This window comes from Betaproteobacteria bacterium, assembly GCA_016720925.1.
In the GTDB taxonomy this organism is placed as follows: domain Bacteria; phylum Pseudomonadota; class Gammaproteobacteria; order Burkholderiales; family Usitatibacteraceae; genus UKL13-2.
Genome location: JADKJR010000001.1, coordinates 800,219 through 818,363, shown reverse-complemented (window position 1 = coordinate 818,363; position 18,145 = coordinate 800,219). Strand labels below are relative to the sequence as shown.

7 protein-coding genes are annotated in these 18,145 nt (G+C 61.5%); all 7 read left to right on the top strand.

All coding sequences use genetic code 11. The annotated features are described in order from the left end of the window. The first annotated feature begins 10 nt into the window (after positions 1-10). The 7 genes from IPP88_03875 (at position 11) to IPP88_03845 (ending at position 18,041) form a co-directional block, all read left to right on the top strand. A complete protein-coding gene (locus IPP88_03875) occupies positions 11-3,649 on the top strand; it encodes a tail fiber domain-containing protein (protein MBL0121886.1) in 3,639 nt (1,212 codons plus the stop codon). A gap of 369 nt (positions 3,650-4,018) precedes the next feature. After that, positions 4,019-8,320 carry a hypothetical protein gene (locus IPP88_03870; GenBank protein ID MBL0121885.1) on the top strand — a complete coding sequence of 1,434 codons (4,302 nt, stop codon included), beginning with the start codon at positions 4,019-4,021 and terminating at the stop codon, positions 8,318-8,320. 448 nt (positions 8,321-8,768) lie between these two features. Next, a complete protein-coding gene (locus IPP88_03865) occupies positions 8,769-11,222 on the top strand; it encodes an EAL domain-containing protein (protein MBL0121884.1) in 2,454 nt (817 codons plus the stop codon). Positions 11,223-11,301: 79 nt separating this feature from the next. Next, positions 11,302-14,538: a hypothetical protein gene (locus IPP88_03860; protein MBL0121883.1), complete on the top strand. Its 3,237-nt coding sequence runs from the start codon at positions 11,302-11,304 to the stop codon at positions 14,536-14,538. A gap of 58 nt (positions 14,539-14,596) precedes the next feature. Next, positions 14,597-15,184, top strand: a complete 588-nt coding sequence (locus tag IPP88_03855; protein MBL0121882.1) for a hypothetical protein — start codon at positions 14,597-14,599, stop codon at positions 15,182-15,184. 293 nt (positions 15,185-15,477) lie between these two features. After that, complete coding sequence (locus IPP88_03850; protein ID MBL0121881.1) at positions 15,478-16,737, top strand: beta-propeller fold lactonase family protein; 1,260 nt, start codon at positions 15,478-15,480, stop codon at positions 16,735-16,737. A 38-nt stretch (positions 16,738-16,775) separates the two neighbouring features. Next, a complete protein-coding gene (locus IPP88_03845) occupies positions 16,776-18,041 on the top strand; it encodes a hypothetical protein (GenBank protein MBL0121880.1) in 1,266 nt (421 codons plus the stop codon). Positions 18,042-18,145 lie beyond the last annotated feature (104 nt).

Genomic DNA, 18,145 nt, shown 5'->3' with positions numbered 1-18,145 from the left:
CATATCAAACATGATTACTCTTCTGCGTTTCATCCTCGCCATTGGCCTCAGCGCGCTCGCACCACTCGCCCTCGCCGCGCCACCGCGGGCGATCAATTACCAAGGCTACCTTACCAATGCCGGCAGCACGCCCATCAACGGCGCGGTGGCAATAACATTCAAGCTCTACGATGCCGCCACCGGCGGCGCCTTGCTCTATACCGAGACACACCCTGCCGTCACGGTCATTAACGGTAATTTCAACGCGCTCATCGGCTCAACGACGCCGATTCCATTGCCGTTCAACGTGCCGTATTGGCTGACAGTATCGATCAACGCCGACCCGGAGATGGCGCCACGCCAGCCGCTGTCGAGCAGTCCTTACGCATTTCGCGCTGCCGCTCTCGATGGTAGTGCGACACTTGCCGGTTCGCAGATTGGTGGTTCGATCACGACAGCAACGATTCCGGTGGCGAATGTCATCGGGGCCGTTGCGGGTCCAGCCGGCCCGGCAGGTCCGAGCGGACTCCAGGGGCCGATCGGATTGACAGGACCCGTTGGCCCAGCAGGAGCCGTCGGCTCGCAAGGTCCTGCCGGGCCGAACAACATCACCGGCAATTTGACGATGGTGGATTCGACCGCGTCGGCAGGAAATATCCTGAAGGGGTCCGCGACGTTCATCCATAACTTCGGTTTCAACAGTACCTACGTTGGTATGGCCGCGGGTAACCTCACCATGACGGGAACCGGCAACACCGCGCTTGGCGCAAACGCACTCACGGCAAACACCACCGGTTTCGTCAACACGGCATCCGGTGTCGATGCTTTGCGCAATAACACGACCGGCAGCAACAACACCGCTGTCGGTGACGGCGCACTCAAGAATAATTCCAGCGGCGTCGGTAATGTGGCCATCGGCGGGAGTGCATTGCCGGGGAATGCAACGGGAACCTACAACATCGCACTGGGTCAGGGCGCAGGATTCAACCTCACGGCCGGCAACTACAACATCTTCATCGGAAATCCCGGCACCGCGGCGGAAACGGGCTCCATCCGCATTGGCGACGCGAGCCAAGGCAAGGCATTTATCGCCGGCATCAGCGGCGTCACGCCCGCCGGCGCGGCGTTGCCGGTGGTGATCGACAGCGCAGGACAGCTCGGCACGCTGGCATCGCTGCCTGTCGGGCCCACGGGACCTGCCGGTCCACAGGGGCCGATCGGGCTCACGGGGGCAGCCGGTGCGGCAGGCGCGCAAGGTCCGATCGGGTTGACCGGACCTGCGGGTGCGACCGGTGCGACGGGAGCAACCGGCCCCCAAGGTCCTCAAGGTCCTGCCGGGCCGAACAACATCACCGGCAATCTGACGATGGTGGATTCGTCCTCGGCCTTCACGGGCAACATCGTAAAGGACGGCTTGCCGTTCATGCACAACTTCGGTTTCGACAGCACCTATGTCGGTTTGGACGCAGGCAACTTTACGATGACCGGCACCGGCAATACGGCGCTCGGTGCCAGTGCGCTCCGCGCCAACACGAGCGGCTTCGCCAATGCCGCCGGTGGCAGTAATGCGTTGCGCAGTAACACGAGCGGGAACAACAACACGGCGAGCGGTGCCGGCGCTCTTCAAAACAATACAAGCGGCGTCAACAACACCGCGCTCGGCACAAACGCGCTCGTCAATAACGTGGCCGGAAACAATAATATTGCATTGGGTACCGGTGCAGGCGCCAGCATCATATCTGGCGGTGGCAATATCGCCATCGGCAATTCGGGGACCGCATCGGATACGGTTACAACCCGTATCGGGTCCGTGCAAACGCGCGCGTTCATCGCCGGCGTTCGCGGTGTGACGCCTGGCGCGTCCGATGGGCTGCCGGTCATCATCGACAGCAACGGGCAACTTGGGACGGCAGCGACACTTGGTGGCAGCGGCACGGTGACCAACGTCGCCACCGGCAGCGGGCTCACGGGTGGCCCGATCACAGCAAGCGGAACCATCGGCCTCGCGGCCACGCAACTGATGCCACCGACCGCTTGCAGCGCCAATCAAATTCCAAAGTGGAACGGCAGCGCGTGGACGTGTGCCGCTGACGCCAACAGCGTGCCGGCTGCGGCATGTACCGGTGGCAGCTTCCTGCAATGGAACGGGACGGACTGGCAGTGCAGTACGCCCACCAGCAGTTCCGGCACGGTTACGAATGTCGCCACCGGCGCGGGTCTGACCGGCGGGCCGATCAGCACAACTGGCACGATCAACCTAGCGGCCACCAACCTGCTGCCAACCACCGCCTGCTCAACCAACCAGGTGCCTAAATGGAGCGGCAGCTTATGGGCGTGTGCGACCGATGCGGACACCAATTCCGGCGGCACGGTAACCAGCATCACGGCGGGCGCGGGTTTGAGCGGAGGGACGATTACTGGAAGCGGCACGATTGCGGTCGATCCAAATTCGGCGACACTCACCGGGAATTTTTTCAAGCAGGGAGGTAATACGTTTGGGGCGGATGCGGTGCTGGGTACGACAGACGATGCGGCACTAAATCTATTTGCAGGCGGAATTCGCGCCATACGGATCGAACCTGGATCCTCAGGTCCCAACATTATTGGGGGCATCGCAACAAATCAGGTAAGCCCAGGAGTAGGTAGTGCGACGATAGGCGGCGGCGGTGATCGCGTCATTAACTACTTTAATTTGGTGACTGGCAGCGGCGGAACGATAAGTGGCGGCACGAAGAACACGGCGGGCGCCTTTGCGTTCGTTGGTGGCGGAACTTTCAACACGGCATCCGGTGAAGGCAGCACTGTCAGCGGGGGCTCGTCCAACATCGCAGGTGGCAGCGGCGCCATGATCCCAGGAGGGTCAAACAATTTCGCGAGTGGTTTAAACAGTTTTGCTGCTGGCACCCGTGCCAAGGCAGAAACTGACGGCGCATTCGTCTGGTCGGATAGTAATGGCCATAACTTCTACTCCGACGCGCACAATGAATTTTCCGCCCGCGCTACCGGCGGCGTGCGCTTCGTCACCGCCATCGACGGCCTTGGCAACCCCACGCGCAGGCTACGCATCAACCCGAACAGCGAACTCGATTTCGGCAGCACCACACGGCAGATGCTCAACCTGTGGGGGCCGAGTTCCTACGGCATCGGTGTGCAATCCGACACGCTGTATCAGCGGAGCGAAGGCAACTTCGCCTGGTACCAAGGCGGCACACATAGCGATACGGTGTTTGCGCCAGGGGCAGCCGGTGTAGCGCTGATGACGCTCACCGTCGGCTTACCGACATCGCTACCGGCGGTCAGCGGCGTGGCCCGCGCGCAGACCTTCACCTCCACCAGTGATCGCGCCACCAAAGAAGCGTTTGAACTGGTCGATGGCGCCAAGGTGCTGGCTGCGCTGGTGAAGATGCCGCTGCAATCGTGGAAATACCGCAACGAGGAAAAAATCCGCCACATCGGCCCGACCGCGCAGGATTTCCGTGCGGCATTTGGCGTGGGCTATGACGACAAGACCATTGCCACCGTGGATGCCGATGGCGTGGCGATGGCGGCGATCCAGGGACTGCATCAACTGATGAAAGAAAAAGACTCAACGATTGCCGGACAGGCAGCGCGCATTTCGGGACTTGAATTTGAGCTGCAGCGCATCAAGGCCGCGCTGGGGTTGAAGTGAAACCAGCAGGGGTGCAAATCATGAATCGAACGATGCAGAAACGGTTGCTCATCGCCATCACGCTGACAGGTGCGGCGAAGACAACTTTACGTAGGGCGGGCAAAGCGCAGCGTGCCAACCGCGGCGGCGTACGTTGGCACGCTGCGCTTTGCCCGCCCTACGAGTTTTCTTGGCTTTCGATGACAAAACCTAGCACCCATGCGCCTCTCAGGATGAAAGTGGCCCAGACACCTCACCAATGCTTGAGTTTGATGTTCAGGTTTCGATACGCCCGCCATACAGCGTTCCGGAATGTGTCATCTCAACTTCGCAGCACCACGTGCCTGACTTACCGCCTTTGAACTGCCGCACAAACGAAGGAAGACGAACATGACTCACCTCCCGCGCATCGACCCTGCCACGTGCGTTGGCAATCGCGTTTTCTCACCGACATCTCGCGGCCTTCACACCGCCAAGATGATTCGCAGGAAGGCGCTGTCGCTGCTGACAATCGCACTCACGCTTGGCGCCCTGTCGGCACAGGCAATCACGCTCACGGGCGTGCAGGCGCGGAAGACGCATCAGGCCAGTGCCGGCGCGTTCGATCTGCCGATTGACACCTCGCAAAGCACATCCGGCGTTATCACCATTGAACCGCGTGCCACCGGCGCCGGGCACGCGGTGGTGTTCCAGTTTGATGGCCCGATCACTTCAGTGGGCAACCTGAGTGTGGTTGAAGATGGCCTCGCGCTTATGGCCGGTGCAACAGCCGCGCCTTCCGGCAGCGAGGTTATCGTCACCCTCCCCGCCATCGCCGACAACAAGCGCGTCACCGTAACGCTGACGAACGTGAATGGCATCGGGCTGAACGTCTCGGCCTCGCTCGGTTTCCTGGTCGGCGATGTGAATGACACGCGCTCAATCAATTCCGGAGATGTCTCTGCCGTGAAAACGCGATCGGGCCAGGCGGCCGGCGCCGCGAATTCCCGGTTCGACGTGAACGCGTCCGGCGCGATCACGGCAGCCGACATCGCGGCCGTCAAGGCCCGATCGGGATTGGCCCTGGCGGTGCCACCGGTCCTGGTGGGCGCGACGATTGGCGCCGGCGGTGGCGTGATCAACGGTCCCGATGGCGTGCAGGTCGTGGTGCCGCCCGATGCCGTCACCGATCCGGTGACCTTCCGCGTGGACCGCAACGACACTGGCGCCCCCGCGCTTGCCGGCCTGAACGCACTGACGCCTGTCTATGCCGTCACACCGCATGGCCAGCTCTTCGAAGGTAGCGCGGTATTTTCGATCCCGCTTGCGGCGGCGCAGATTCCGGCCGGCGCGACGCCGATCCTGCTGAAGTCCGAACTCGGCGGCAACTGGCGCGTCATGCGCAATATCAGCACCGATCCGGCTCGCATGGCGGCCGATATCGATGGTCTGTCTTACTTTGTGATCGGCACCTGCTCAGCGGTCCCGACAGATGAATGGACGGTTGGCGGCGTGGGGTGCCCTGCCAATCACGAGCTGCGGCTGACCCTGCTTGACCAGCAGGGCACGATCGTACAGGTGCTGCGCGGCCCAAACGGCGTGCAGTTGCCCCTGTGGTATGTAACGGATGTGCCCCAGACCCGCACCTTCATGGTCTGGTGGACGCGGCCGGCCGGCACCGTTCGCACCGACCGCATTTCCGTGCTTGGTGCACGAGGCGGTTTTAACCCGAACCCCGTTGATGTGACCACCAGCGTCAATATCCCCTTCACTGTGACCATCGACCCCGCGCAGATTCCCGGCGCCAATAGCGCCAACGGCCGTCTGCTGCGCGTCACCGCCATCGCTGATTACACGACCACCGCATTTCGCATCGGCACCGGCAACGTGCCGGTTGGTTTCAGTTTCGAAACCGACATTCCGATCCTGGTGCGCTACAACGGCGTGCTGCCAACCATCACCGCACAGCCAGCCGATATCGGCGTGATCGTCGGCCAGGCGGCAAGTTTCACGGTTGTCGCCAGCGGCGCGAATCTGACCTACCAGTGGTCAAGCCGGGCCAATGCCAACGCCGCATTCGCCACCATCAACGGGGCCACCTCGCCGACATACACGCTCGCTGCGGCGCAACTTGCCAATCACGGCACACAGTTCCAGGTGCTGGTCTGCTCATCGCCGACAGCCTGCGTTCCCTCCAATCCGGCCACGCTGTCGGTCCTGGCATCCGCCTCGGCGCCGGTGTTCACGTTGAATCCGGTCGATCGATCGGTGGTGGCTGGCCAGACGGTCAGCTTCAGCGTCATCGCAGGCGGCCAGCCGATACCGCAGCTGAAGTGGCAGTCGGCACCGGCCTCAACCACCACCTTCACCGACCTGCCTGTCCAGGCAAGCTGCGGTCCCGGCACGCAGTCGGTATATTCATCCAGCGTAAGCGCCAGTTGCACCGTGCCGGTGGCAATCGGCGACAACGGGAAACGCTATCGCGCCGTGGCCACCAATGTTGCCGCGCCTGGCGGGGTGCCGAGTACGTTTGCGACGGCAACGGTCACCTCGACCCCGGTGGCGCCGCAGATCACCCAGCAGCCGGCAGCGCAAACCACCACCGTCGGTGGCAGCGCCACCTTTGGCGTTGCCGCAACCGGTACCTCGACGCTCAATTTCACTTGGCGGTTCGCCGGCAATCCCGCCAATCTGCCATCGGTCAGCGGCGGGTTCGCCCTCGCCGTGCCGGGCGGTACCTGCAGCGGCATGGTGACCTACAGCAATGGCAATACCACCATCACCTTGTCCAACCTCACCGCCGCCTGTGACGGCCTCGCGCTGATCGTGACGGTGAGCAACGGCATCAACCCCAGCGCAACCAGCATCCCGGCAGCGCTCGCCGTCAACGCGATACCGACCGCAACCAGCGGTGCCTGCCTGGCCGGTACGATTGGCTGGTGCTATGCCACGCCGCTGCCACAGGCCAATGGAATCGGTGGCCTGGTTTATCGAAGCGGCACCTTCACCGCGGTCGGTCGCGCCGGCACCACCTTGCGGACCAGTGATACCGGCAATACCTGGCAAACGTCGTTTGAGCCCGGGCGGGCTAACTGGAGTGATGTCGCCAACCCGGCGCCGGGGTTGCTGGTCGCCGCCGGATGGTTCAGTGTTTTTTCGACGCAGAATTCCGGCATATTCACCAGCACCGACGGCGGGGTGACGTGGACCCGTCGCCTCGATGCCGGCTTTCCAGGCACGATTGCGGTCACGAAACTTGCGTTTGCCGATGCATTGGTGGGCGTCGCTGCGGGCAATCTCGGCATCTGGCGGACCGACGACGGCGGCCAGACCTGGAGCAGTGTCAGCAACGCACCTTCTACGGCCGGCGTGGTGACGGATTTCTATGGCGGCGTGGCGTGGGCTGATGCGACCACAGTACTGATTTATGGCGGACAAGGTACGATCCTGCGATCAACCGACGCCGGCCTGAACTGGACCGATGTGAGCAACCCGGCCATCACATCAACCTACTACGACATGGCGTTCAACTCGGCCGGTGTGGGCATCGCGGTCGGTCCGAGTGGACAGGTGGCGCGCAGCACCGGTAGCGGTGACAACTGGCAGGAGGTGATTACGCCAATGAGTGATGCGGGCACCGCGGTCGCGTTCGCCGACGACAACACCGTCGTGGTCATGGGCAATCTCTCGCAAACCATGCGCAGCACCGACGCGGGGCAGACCTGGAACGTCGGTTTCATTGGCGGTGGCAGCAATGTCTACCGCCTGCGTTTTGCGACCCCGACCACCGGACTAGCGGTCGGCTACAACGGTGGTCAAATCGCCCGTACTGTCGATGGTGGTGAATCATGGTCGATCATCGGCGGCGGCATCTACGATCAACGGATCACCGGACTGTCCGTCTCTCCCAGTGGCAGCGTGGTGCTGGCGGGCGCCATCGCCAACGCCGGGTTCCTTCTGCGCAGCATCACCTCCGGTGCCACCTGGGCCAGCACCGGCACGCGCTATACCGCGCCGTCGTTTGCCAGCGAGCAGGTGGCAATCGCAATCAACCCGGACGGCCGGATTGTGCGGTCCACCGATGCCGGCCAGACCTGGACGGTTGTCTACGAAAATCTGCTCGGGCCGCAGACGCTAACCAGCACCACGATGATCACGGCCAGCATCGGCCTGGTCGTCGGCGATAACGGCCGCATCCTGCGTACGACCGATGGCGGCATGAACTGGAGCGCTGCACCCAGTGGCATTACAGGTGTGATCCGGGCGGTGCGCTGCCTGACCAGCACGCTCTGTCTGGCCGGTGGAGGCTATTCCGGATTGCTCAGGAGCACCGACGCGGGCGCGAGCTGGTCGCTGCTGAACCCGGCGGGGATGGCAGGGGTGAACAGCATTGCCCACGTCAGCGATACCATCGCGATCGTCGCCGACGGCACGGGCTGGCAGCGCACCACCGACGGCGGGCAAACGTGGACTCGGGTCTACACCGCGGTGCTGGGCAGCCAGCTTGGGGCGTCCTTCAACGGTACCGGCATCGGCATCGCGGTCGGCTACGACGGCATCCTGCGAAGCACCGACTTCGGCTTGACCTGGGTACGGCAAAACTTGCCGATCTCTTTCGACCTCTATTCAGCGACGTGGCTCAACGCGAACACCGTGCTGGTCGGCGGCGAAGGCGGCGCCATCCTGAGAAACCTGCAGGGTGGTGCGCCGTAGTTTGAGATCCGCAAAAGCGCGCATCCGCCATTGGAATCAGGACGGGGAAATGTATCGCAGCTTCAGTGAGGCGCTGAAGGCGCAAGCCCTGCTCTGCGCGGCCATGTTTGAATAACCGAACATCGACGACGACCGCGAAGGGTTCCTGACCTTGCCGGCATACCGGGCGATTGCATAACGGAGAGCCCGAGAATTTTTGCGTCGAAAAGGAGCCCGCAGTTTGCGGGCGCCTTTGTTTGTGCGACAGGCTACAAATTCCCGATTGGTCGCGCGGTAAGCAGCATTGCGCAATGCAACAACGTTGCGCAATCGCTTACTTTTCTCGCCCGCATTTAAGAAGTCCTTAATTCCGACGGCATAAGAATAGTGCCTCCCGGCCAGCACAAAGCCATCATCGCTTAGCCTAACCTCCGCGCCAACAGGCGATGCCCATGAGACACTGACGCCCATGCACGCCAAAACCATTCCCGCCACCACCGACGCACGGTTACGCCTGATCGTGGAAAACGTCCCGGCATTGATTGCCTATTACGATGCCGATTGGCGCATTCGCTACTTCAACCTTGCGGCCGCGAACTGGTTTGGCATCGCGATCGAGGATACGGCCGGTATGCATCTGCGAGACTTGGCAGGCCCGGAAGCATTCAGTGCCATCGAGCCCTTCTTCACTTGCGCGTATCAGGGCGAAGCGGTTTCCTACGAACGCGAACACGTCAGGCCAATCGGCCAGTCCGGCCATGTCAGGGTCAACCTGGTGCCGGATATTGATGCGGCCGGACGTGTGATTGGCGTCTATTCGCTGTCTTCGGACGTGACGGATTCGGTGATCGCGCACGCTGAAATGACGCACGCCAAGGAACGCCTCGACTATGCGATGCGCGCATCCAATCTTGCGATGTGGGACGCCAACTTGACCACCGGGCAAATTTTCCTGGGCAGCATGTGGGCCGAGATGCTCGGGCAACCCGTCGAAGATACCGTCGCCACTCTGGACACATTGCTGGCATTGACACACCCGGATGATCAGCCGGTGGCGCTGGACGCCCTGAAAGGCGTCCTGAAAAACACAGACTTGAACAGCAATGGCGTCGAGATTCGCGTCATGACGCGATCCGGCTGGTGGAAATGGATCAAGGTGCGCGGCAAAACGACCGGTCACGATGAATCCGGCCGCGCGATTCGCATGTCCGGCACCATTGTCGACATCAGCACGCGCAAACACGACGAGAGCTCGCTGCGATTCAAGGAAGCGCAGCTTCGCCTGGTGCTCGACAACGTGCCCGCGATGATTTTCTATACCGACACCAGCTTGCGTTACCTTCTCGCCAACAAACGCTACGCCGATTTTTTCGGCGTGGACCCCGAAGAAATTGTCGGCATGCACATTCGCGATGTGATCGGGGCATCGACTTACCGGCAATACCATCCCTATCTGGAAGCCGTGTTGGCCGGCTCTGCGGTCAGCTACAAGCGCGATGTGCGATTCGCCGACGGCCGCCTTCGCTTTGTCGAAGTCACGCTGATACCGGACATCGATGCCGAGGGCCGTGTCCTTGGTTGCTACTCGCTCTCACGGGACATCACCGAGAACGTCGAGGCGGAAAGCCGCATCAGCCACATGATCCACCATGATGCACTCACGGACATGCTGAACCGCAGCGAACTCGAGGCACGCCTGCGGACACTTTCAGGCGATATATCCGGTGCAAGCCATATCCTTCTGTATCTCAATGTAGACCTGCTGAAGGTGATCAACGATAGTTGTGGCCACGCAGCCGGCGACGAGGCGCTGCGCCAGATTGCGGCGATACTTCGCGCCAACGTCGCGGGTGGACACATGCTGACGCGCATGAGTAGCGATGAATTTGGCGTGTTGCTCGAAAACGTGACGCTGGAACAGGCCCGCGAACAGGCGGAGACCATTCGCGAAGCCGTGCATGCCACCCGATTTGCGTGGAAAGACCAGTCCTTTTCGATGGGTGTCAGCATTGGCGTCGTGGCCCTCGAGGGGCAAAATGTCGCCGACCTGCTTGCCGCGGGCGATGCCGCCTGCCAGGCAGCCAAGAACAAGGGCCGTAACCGCATCAGCATTTTCCAGCCGGGCGACAATGAGATCGCCCTGCGGCGCAGTCAGATCGACTGGCGGGAACGCATTCTCCATGCACTGGAACACAACCAGTTTCACCTTTATTGGCAGGCCATTTCGCCGCTGCGAGAGCAAGTCGGAGAGCCGACCCATTATGAAGTGTTGCTGCGGATGTCTGGCGCCGGGAAAAATGTCATCGCCCCGATGGCTTTTGTTCCCGCCGCCGAGCATTTTGGACTAATGCCGTTGATCGATCGATGGGTCGTCAGCGCGACGTTCGCGGCGAATCTGGCGCGCCACCAGGATGAAGGCGCCCCTCACACCATCGTAGCCGCCATCAATCTCTCCGGCCAAACGCTGGGCGATGAGCACTTCCCGGATTTTTTGCATGAGCAGTTCGCGCAATTCCCCATTAACCCGCGGTCGATCTGTTTCGAGATTACCGAAACGGCTGCCATTTCAAACCTTGGCCAAGCCATCCGCTTCATGAACGAATTCAAACGCATCGGTTGCCAGTTTTCGCTTGATGACTTCGGCAGCGGCATGAGTTCGTTTGGCTACCTGCGCAATCTGCCGGTTGATTACCTGAAGATCGATGGCAGCTTCATCCGCAATCTGCACCGTGATTCGATCGACTACGCCATGGTCGAATCGATCAATCACATCGGTCATTTGCTCGGCAAGATCACCATCGCCGAGTTTGTCGAGAGTGACAGGACGCTGCAACTGCTAAAGAAGATCGGCGTGGACTACGTGCAGGGTTACTTCGTCGGCAAGCCGCAGCCGCGGCTTGAGGAATCGGGTGGGCAACCGTAGTTTTCCGGTTCGACCATTTACGTCCCTACAAACGCCCCCACTATCGCGTCGCACGAAATTTGCAGGCTAGAATTGCCGCATGGCGCACGCAACCTTGCCGAAAGTTCAACCACCCAAACTCGGCGCCATTACCGCGCGACGCCGCATCGTGGATACGCTTGCCAAGGCGGCGGCCAATTCAGCGGTATGGTTGCATGCCGCCGGCGGAACCGGCAAAACCACTGCGGCGGCCTCTTTGATTGCCAGCGCCAGGAAACCCGTCATGTGGGTGCATCTGGATGCCGGTGATGGCGAGCCGCAAAGTTTCTTTCACTTCCTGCAACTGGCCGCGGCCGCGATCAACGCGAAAGGCAGCGTTAACCTGCCAGTGTTCTCGCCGGAGTTCAGCGACAATCTGGATTCATTCAGCCGCCGTTATGCGCGCGCATTGATCGCCCTCGGCGCGGCGAATGGCGCTGCGCTCGTCCTGGACAACCTGCAGGATGTGGCCGACAACTCCGCCGTCCACGGCATCATCGCCACGCTCTGCGAGGAATTGGCAGGTGCTTGGCTGGTGCTATTGGTCAGCCGTAGCGCACCGTCTGCCGAGTATTCACGCCTGCTCGGCCAGGGCCGGCTGGCACTGGTTCCGCAGGAAACCATCATTTTCACCGCCGATGAACTTAAGGCCGTTCTGCATTTGCGCGGTATCGCCGATGAGCAACGCATCGCGGAAATCACGGACAGGAGCCACGGTTGGGTGGCTGGCGCACTGTTGCTATCCATGCAATCGCACAATACGGCCACGCAGGCATTGCCCTTCGACCGTCCCGCGCAGGCGGACAGCGGTGTGCTGTTCAATTACTTTGCCCAGGAAGCAATGAAACGCCTGGGCAATGAAGATGCGCGTCTCCTGATGCGGACCTGTTTTCTGGTGAGCGTGTCGCCCGCCGCCGCAAAAACGCTGGCTGGCCACGACGACGCGGAAGCTCGTCTGGAACAATTTGTGCACCGTGGCATCTTTACCATTCGCCTTGGCGGCGGCGGTGCACGCTATCGCTATCACGACTTGTTTCGCGCTTTCCTGCGGCAGGAAGCGGCAAAACATCTCACCGTTGCGGACTTGCGTGAATTGAAGCTGGCATCGGCCGCCATGCTGGAATCCGCCGACGACGCCCATGAGACAGTCGATCTGTTGATCGCTTGCGAAGCGTGGGAGGAAATCATCGGGTTAATGGGGCGCCATGCCGATGCGCTACTTGCCAGCGGACGCTATCAGCTCGTGATCAACACATTACGCGCACTACCCGAGGCTACACTGCGGGCTCAGCCGTGGATGCTCCTGCTGCTTGGGCAATGCCTGCGCTATGCCGATCAATTCATTGCTGTCGATGCCCTCGAGCAGGCGTATCGGGCTTTTGACCGTGCCGGCGATCATCTCGGCTGCCTGGTCAGCACCGCGAACGTGATTGTCGCTATCTATCTTCGCCAGGAGTCGTTTGGGGAACTTCAGCGATACGTCAAACGCTTACATGCGCTTTCCGGTCGCAGTTTCGTGTTTGCCTCGGCGCGCAGCGAGATCGAGTGTCTCTATGCCATGCTGCTCCACCCAGCGGCGGAGACGACCCACGACGATCGCGTACGGCTGACGGGACGCATCGCGGAACTGGTTGAAGCGGTCGAGGACCCCAATTTTCAACTCTACGCGCTCACGTCAATTGTCGAGCAGGCATGGCGGATGAGGGTCTTTGAGCATGTTGATCTGGCGACGTCGATCGTCGCCCGAAATGCGCTGGAACAACGTGCCAGCCCGACCGTGGTTCTGAAATGGTATTTCCATCTGATTACGTATGAATCGATGTACGGCAGCACTGCCGCCGCCATATCGTGCGTGGAGCGTGGCGATGCCCTCGCAGCCTTGAGCAACGAGGAACGCGCAATCTATGACATGTTGCTGCTGAAGATGGAGGTGGCCTGCGATGCAGGTGACGCTGACCGCGCCGAAAAAATGTGCTCGGGGCTGAAGAAATACTGGAGCCCGAAAAATCTGAACTCCAAATTCGCCCACCATATTTTCACGGGCCGCATCGCACTGTTGCGCGGCGATGGCGCTCTGGCTGTCATGGCGGCAAGCGAGGGCGCCGCGATAATTGCCTTGATGGGGGGGGTGGCCAATCGGCATCCTGCAAGTTTCATGATCGAGGCCGGCGGCGAAGCGCTGCGCGGCGATTTCGAGACGGCGCTCGCCGTTTGCGAACGGTTCCGGCCCAACTTTACCGGCGATAGCGAAATCGTTTGCAATATCTTTGCCGCGTGCATCGAAGCATTGTGCGCGTTGCGCGATCCCCGCACTAACCCGGTCGCCGCGCTGACCAAGGCGATGTCGATGGCGCGTGAGCACCGCTTTCCACTGTTCCTGCGTCATGCTAATTCGCTGACGCAGGAACTTTGCGCCACTGCACTCCGGGCGGAAATTGAAACCGAGTTTGTTTGCGACGTGATACGCCGCCGGCGGCTGTCACCACCGTCAACGGCCATCACCAACTGGCCGTGGCCGGTGCGCCTGTATACGTTGGGACGTTTCGAAATTGTTGCGCGTGACGGGGAAACGGTCGCCGCGCGCGGGCAGCAAAAGGGCATGCAACTGCTGCAAGCCCTCGTCGCGCTCGGCGGTGAAAATGTGCCCGTCGACGTGCTGGTCTCAAAAATATGGCCTGGGGACGGCCGGCAAGGCACGCAACAAGTGTTCGATACCACGCTCCACCGCCTGCGCAAGCAGCTGGGTTCGGATACGTCGATCCTGCTGGCTGATCGCGCGCTCACGCTGAACCATGCGGAGGTGTGGGTTGATGCCTTCAGCCTCGATGCGCGCCTTGACCTGCTTGAACGCGATGCCGATGGCGAAAACCACGCAAAGGTACTGGGCGAAATTGTCGCCGAGTATCGCGGACACTTTCTGGCGCACGTCGCGGGCAACCCATGGACAGATTCGTTTCGTGATCGCCTGTGGCGCAAGCTGAAGCGCGCACTCATGCACGAAGTTGCTCAACTGACTCCCATCGCTGGGAACGGCGCAACAGACGCATCCGCGGTCGGCACCGCGGATCGGGCTGCCGATATCCTGCACTTCATCGCCGAACGCGATCCCCTCGCCGAGGATGCGCACGAGGCGCTGATGCGGCATTACGCGCGCGCGGGGAAAGTTGCCGACGCATTGCAGATTTATGCGCGCTGCGTGCGCACCCTTGAAGTCGAACTGGGGCTGGATCCGTCGGAAAATCTGCGGTCCCTGGCCAATAAGCTTCGCGCCGATCGCACCGCTCCCGCCTCGGACTAGCCTTGTTGTAAGTCAGTTGTAAGTACCCGGCGCGCGTCGCCCGGCCCAGCATTGGGGCATGGTCGATTTCATCCATTCTCGCGCGCCAGTCCGCGAGGCGCGGCAAACGGGCGCGCCGTCAATCGCGTCCGTGCCAGTCATCATCGAATGCCTCGGCGGCTTTCGTCTGTGGGTCGACGGCCGCGAAATTGAGACCGCCCCCTCGCGCCTCACGCGACCGATCGAGCTGCTGCTGCGGGTGATTGCCGCGGGCGGCGCGGGCTTCGCCGTTGAACGTGCATCCACCGAATTCTGGCCGCTGGCCGAATCCGCGCGCGCGCGGCAATCGCTCGATACCACGCTGGCAAGACTGAAGCGCATCTGCGGCGGCAACACGATTTTGCGGCGGCATGGTGATGAGCTGCGAATCAATGCCGACGCCGCGCGTGTCGATAGCCTGGAGCTGGAAGCTCTCTTCGAATCCTTGCTGATGCCGCTGCAACCGCCCTTGAACGGAACTGATCGCGATGCCGCCGCAAACCGCATGCGTGAATTATGCAAGGGCCCGTTCTTGCCGGAGTTACGCGAGCTTCCGTGGGCAGCGCTGACACGAAATCGCATCGAGGACAAACGTGTTCGAGCACTGCACAGACTGGGGATACCGTGATCGCGGGTCACAGGAAAATCAAATACTTACCTTCGTTTTGGCGGTGCGCTGACAACTGTAAGCCATCTGTAAGTGCGAAGCCGATCACGCGGGCGGCAGGATGTGGATGTACAGGAAAAAGTCAACCAACCAAACACAAACACCAGCACTGGCGAGGCGTTCCGGCCGAAATGCCGCCAAATGCCGCGCCAGCACTCGTGTTTAAGAATATTTTTTTGAATAAATCACCCACACACAGCCTCTCAACCGCACCTGACCTCAATAGCACGCAACTTTTATAGATGGAGGAAAAAATGGCAATTCCGCGCACGATCATGAAGTCCCTGTGGGCAGTCATCGCATCGCTATTGATGCTCGCCGCAGTCGGGTCCGCACAATCGCAACCGTTTGCCTATATCACGGGCCAAAACGGCAGCATTGTTTCCGTTCTCGATACCGCCACGAATGCGGTGGTCACCACCATTCCCGTTGGTGGAGCGCCCTTCGGCATCGGTATCCTCCCGAACGGGTCACGCGCCTATGTCGCCAATTCCACCCCCAATACTGTATCCGTCATCAACCTCGCCACCAATACAGTTGTCGCAACCATCGGCGTTGGATCTGGACCGGCTGGCGTGGCTGTCAATCCCGCTGGCACGCGCGTCTATGTGGCGAACCTGATATCCAACTCTGTCTCGGTCATTGACACCTCCACCAATGGCGTCATCAGCACGGTGCCGCTTTCACAGGCCTACGGGTTGGCCATTAACCCGGGGGGCACGCGGCTGTTTGTGACCAATCCCGGGATCAATCAGGTCTCGATCATCGATACCACTACCAATAGCGTGACTGGCGCAATAGGCCTCACAGGCGGCCCTGGCTCATTCGGGGTCGCCTTCAACCCGAGCGGTACGCGCGCCTACGTGGCCAACGAATTCGGCCCCGCCGAACTATTCGTGATCGATACCTCGACCAACACCATTATCACCAGCGTCGCGGTTGGGGCGGGCACGAGCGGTGTCGCCGTCAATCCGGCCGGCACGCGCGTCTACACGGCCAACGGCAGTAGCGACACGGTCTCGGTGGTCGATACCGCGACCAACACCGTGACCAACACCATTGCGGTCGGATCTTCACCCCGCAGCGTGACATTCAATGCCTCTGGTACGCGCGCATACGTCGGCAACGTGGGCAGCAATACCGTTTCGGTCATCGATACCGGTACTGAAACCGTGATCGCCACCGTACCCGTCACGCAGGGTCCATTCGGTATTGCGGTCGCGCCGGCTTTATTGCCGGCGCCACCACCTTCACCGGACGAAGCCCTGGTCCGACCCTTCCCGTCACGCGAGGTGGCGCCATCAATCCCGCAACAGCGCAAACCATTGCGTCGGGCGCAACCGCGGCCTTCACCATCACCCCGGCGCCGGGCTATACCGCATCCGCCGGCGGCACCTGCGGCGGCACGCTGGCGGGCAATACCTACACCACCAACGCGGTCACCGCCAACTGCACCGTCACCGCCAGCTTCGCATGCTGCCATTCCCAGTTCCCGGCCGGCGGGCTTATCCTGACGTCATCGAGCAACCCGGCGATCTACCGCTCATCCGTCGTGCTGACGGCGTCGGCAACGGGCAACACGCCAACCGGAACTGTCACCTTTAACATGGCGACCAATGCCGGCCCGTTGACGCTGTGCGCGGCGGTCCCGCTGGTATCGGCACGCGCGAAATGTCCGGTGCCGGCTCCCCTCATCGTCAACAGCCCCTCGTTCTTTTCCGCCACTTACGGCGGCGACACGAACAATCCCGGCGCCGCTGCCGCGCTCCAGCAATTGATCAACCCCGGCAGTGTTGGCCTTGATGTGAGCACCACGCCACTTCAACCCGCCGTCGGCGCCAGCGTCGTGCTGCGCGCCACCGTCGCCAGCGCCACGCTCACCAACAAAGTCGCGTTCAACGAGAACGGTACGGCGCTGCCCGGCTGCGGCGCGGTTACCATTGCGCCGCTGCCCGGCGCCACCAATATCGGTGTGGCGACCTGCACGATCACCGGCATCACGGCAGGGCTGCACAACTATGTCGTCACGTATCTGCATACCGCCGACAACGGCTTTGAGCAGGTTGTCGTGCCGGTCACGCCGCTGGTCGCCGCAGCGGGCGATTACACCGACATGTGGTGGGCAGGCTTGGCGGAGAACGGTTGGGGCATTTCCATCACCCAGCACGGGCGGCTCCAGTTCGTGGTGCTCTATGCGTACGATGCGAGCGGCAAGCCGGTCTGGTACGTACTGCCGAGTGGCACCTGGAATGCGGCCAACAACGCCTACACCGGCGCGCTGTATCAACCGACCTCATCCGCCTTCAACAACTACCGCGCCAGCAGCTTCAATGCGGGCGCATCGGTCGGCACCGCCACCATCACCTACACCGGCAGCGGCACCGCCACCTTGAGCTACACCATCAATGGCGTGAGCGGCAGCAAGTCGATCGTGCGACAACCGTTTGCGACCGACGACGGCGCAACAAGATTGCAGGTGAACGACATGTGGTGGGCCGGCACCGAGGAAAACGGCTGGGGCATGAATATCGCGCAGCAAGGCCGCATGCTGTTCCCGGTCTGGTACACCTACGATGCGAGCGGCCGCACGGTGTTCTACGCGGTGCCGGGCGGCACGTGGAGCGGCTCCAGCTTTACCGGCGATATCTACTCCACGTCAAGCTCCGCCTGGCTGGGCGTAAGTTACGACGCGGCGAAATTCTCGGTCACGAAAGCCGGCACCATGACGCTCGATTTCGGCGACCAGAACAACGCGGTCATGACGTACACCATCGGCGGTGTGACGCAGCGAAAGGCGATTGTGCGGCAGGGGTTCTGAACGCCACGCTGGTTCCAGAAAGCTGGAATCCCGTCCGTTCCGTATTCTAGAAGGTGGACAGGCGGGTCGTCCCAGCCTTGGTCTTCCGCTGGGACGACGGAAAT

Bases quoted from the DNA above. Each gene is read 5' to 3' on its own strand.
- IPP88_03870 (MBL0121885.1), top strand. From the start codon at position 4,019: ATGACTCACCTCCCGCGCATCGACCCTGCCACGTGCGTTGGCAATCGC.
- IPP88_03865 (MBL0121884.1), top strand. From the start codon at position 8,769: ATGCACGCCAAAACCATTCCCGCCACCACCGACGCACGGTTACGCCTG.
- IPP88_03855 (MBL0121882.1), top strand. From the start codon at position 14,597: ATGGTCGATTTCATCCATTCTCGCGCGCCAGTCCGCGAGGCGCGGCAA.
- IPP88_03860 (MBL0121883.1), top strand. From the start codon at position 11,302: ATGGCGCACGCAACCTTGCCGAAAGTTCAACCACCCAAACTCGGCGCC.
- IPP88_03850 (MBL0121881.1), top strand. From the start codon at position 15,478: ATGGCAATTCCGCGCACGATCATGAAGTCCCTGTGGGCAGTCATCGCA.
- IPP88_03875 (MBL0121886.1), top strand. From the start codon at position 11: ATGATTACTCTTCTGCGTTTCATCCTCGCCATTGGCCTCAGCGCGCTC.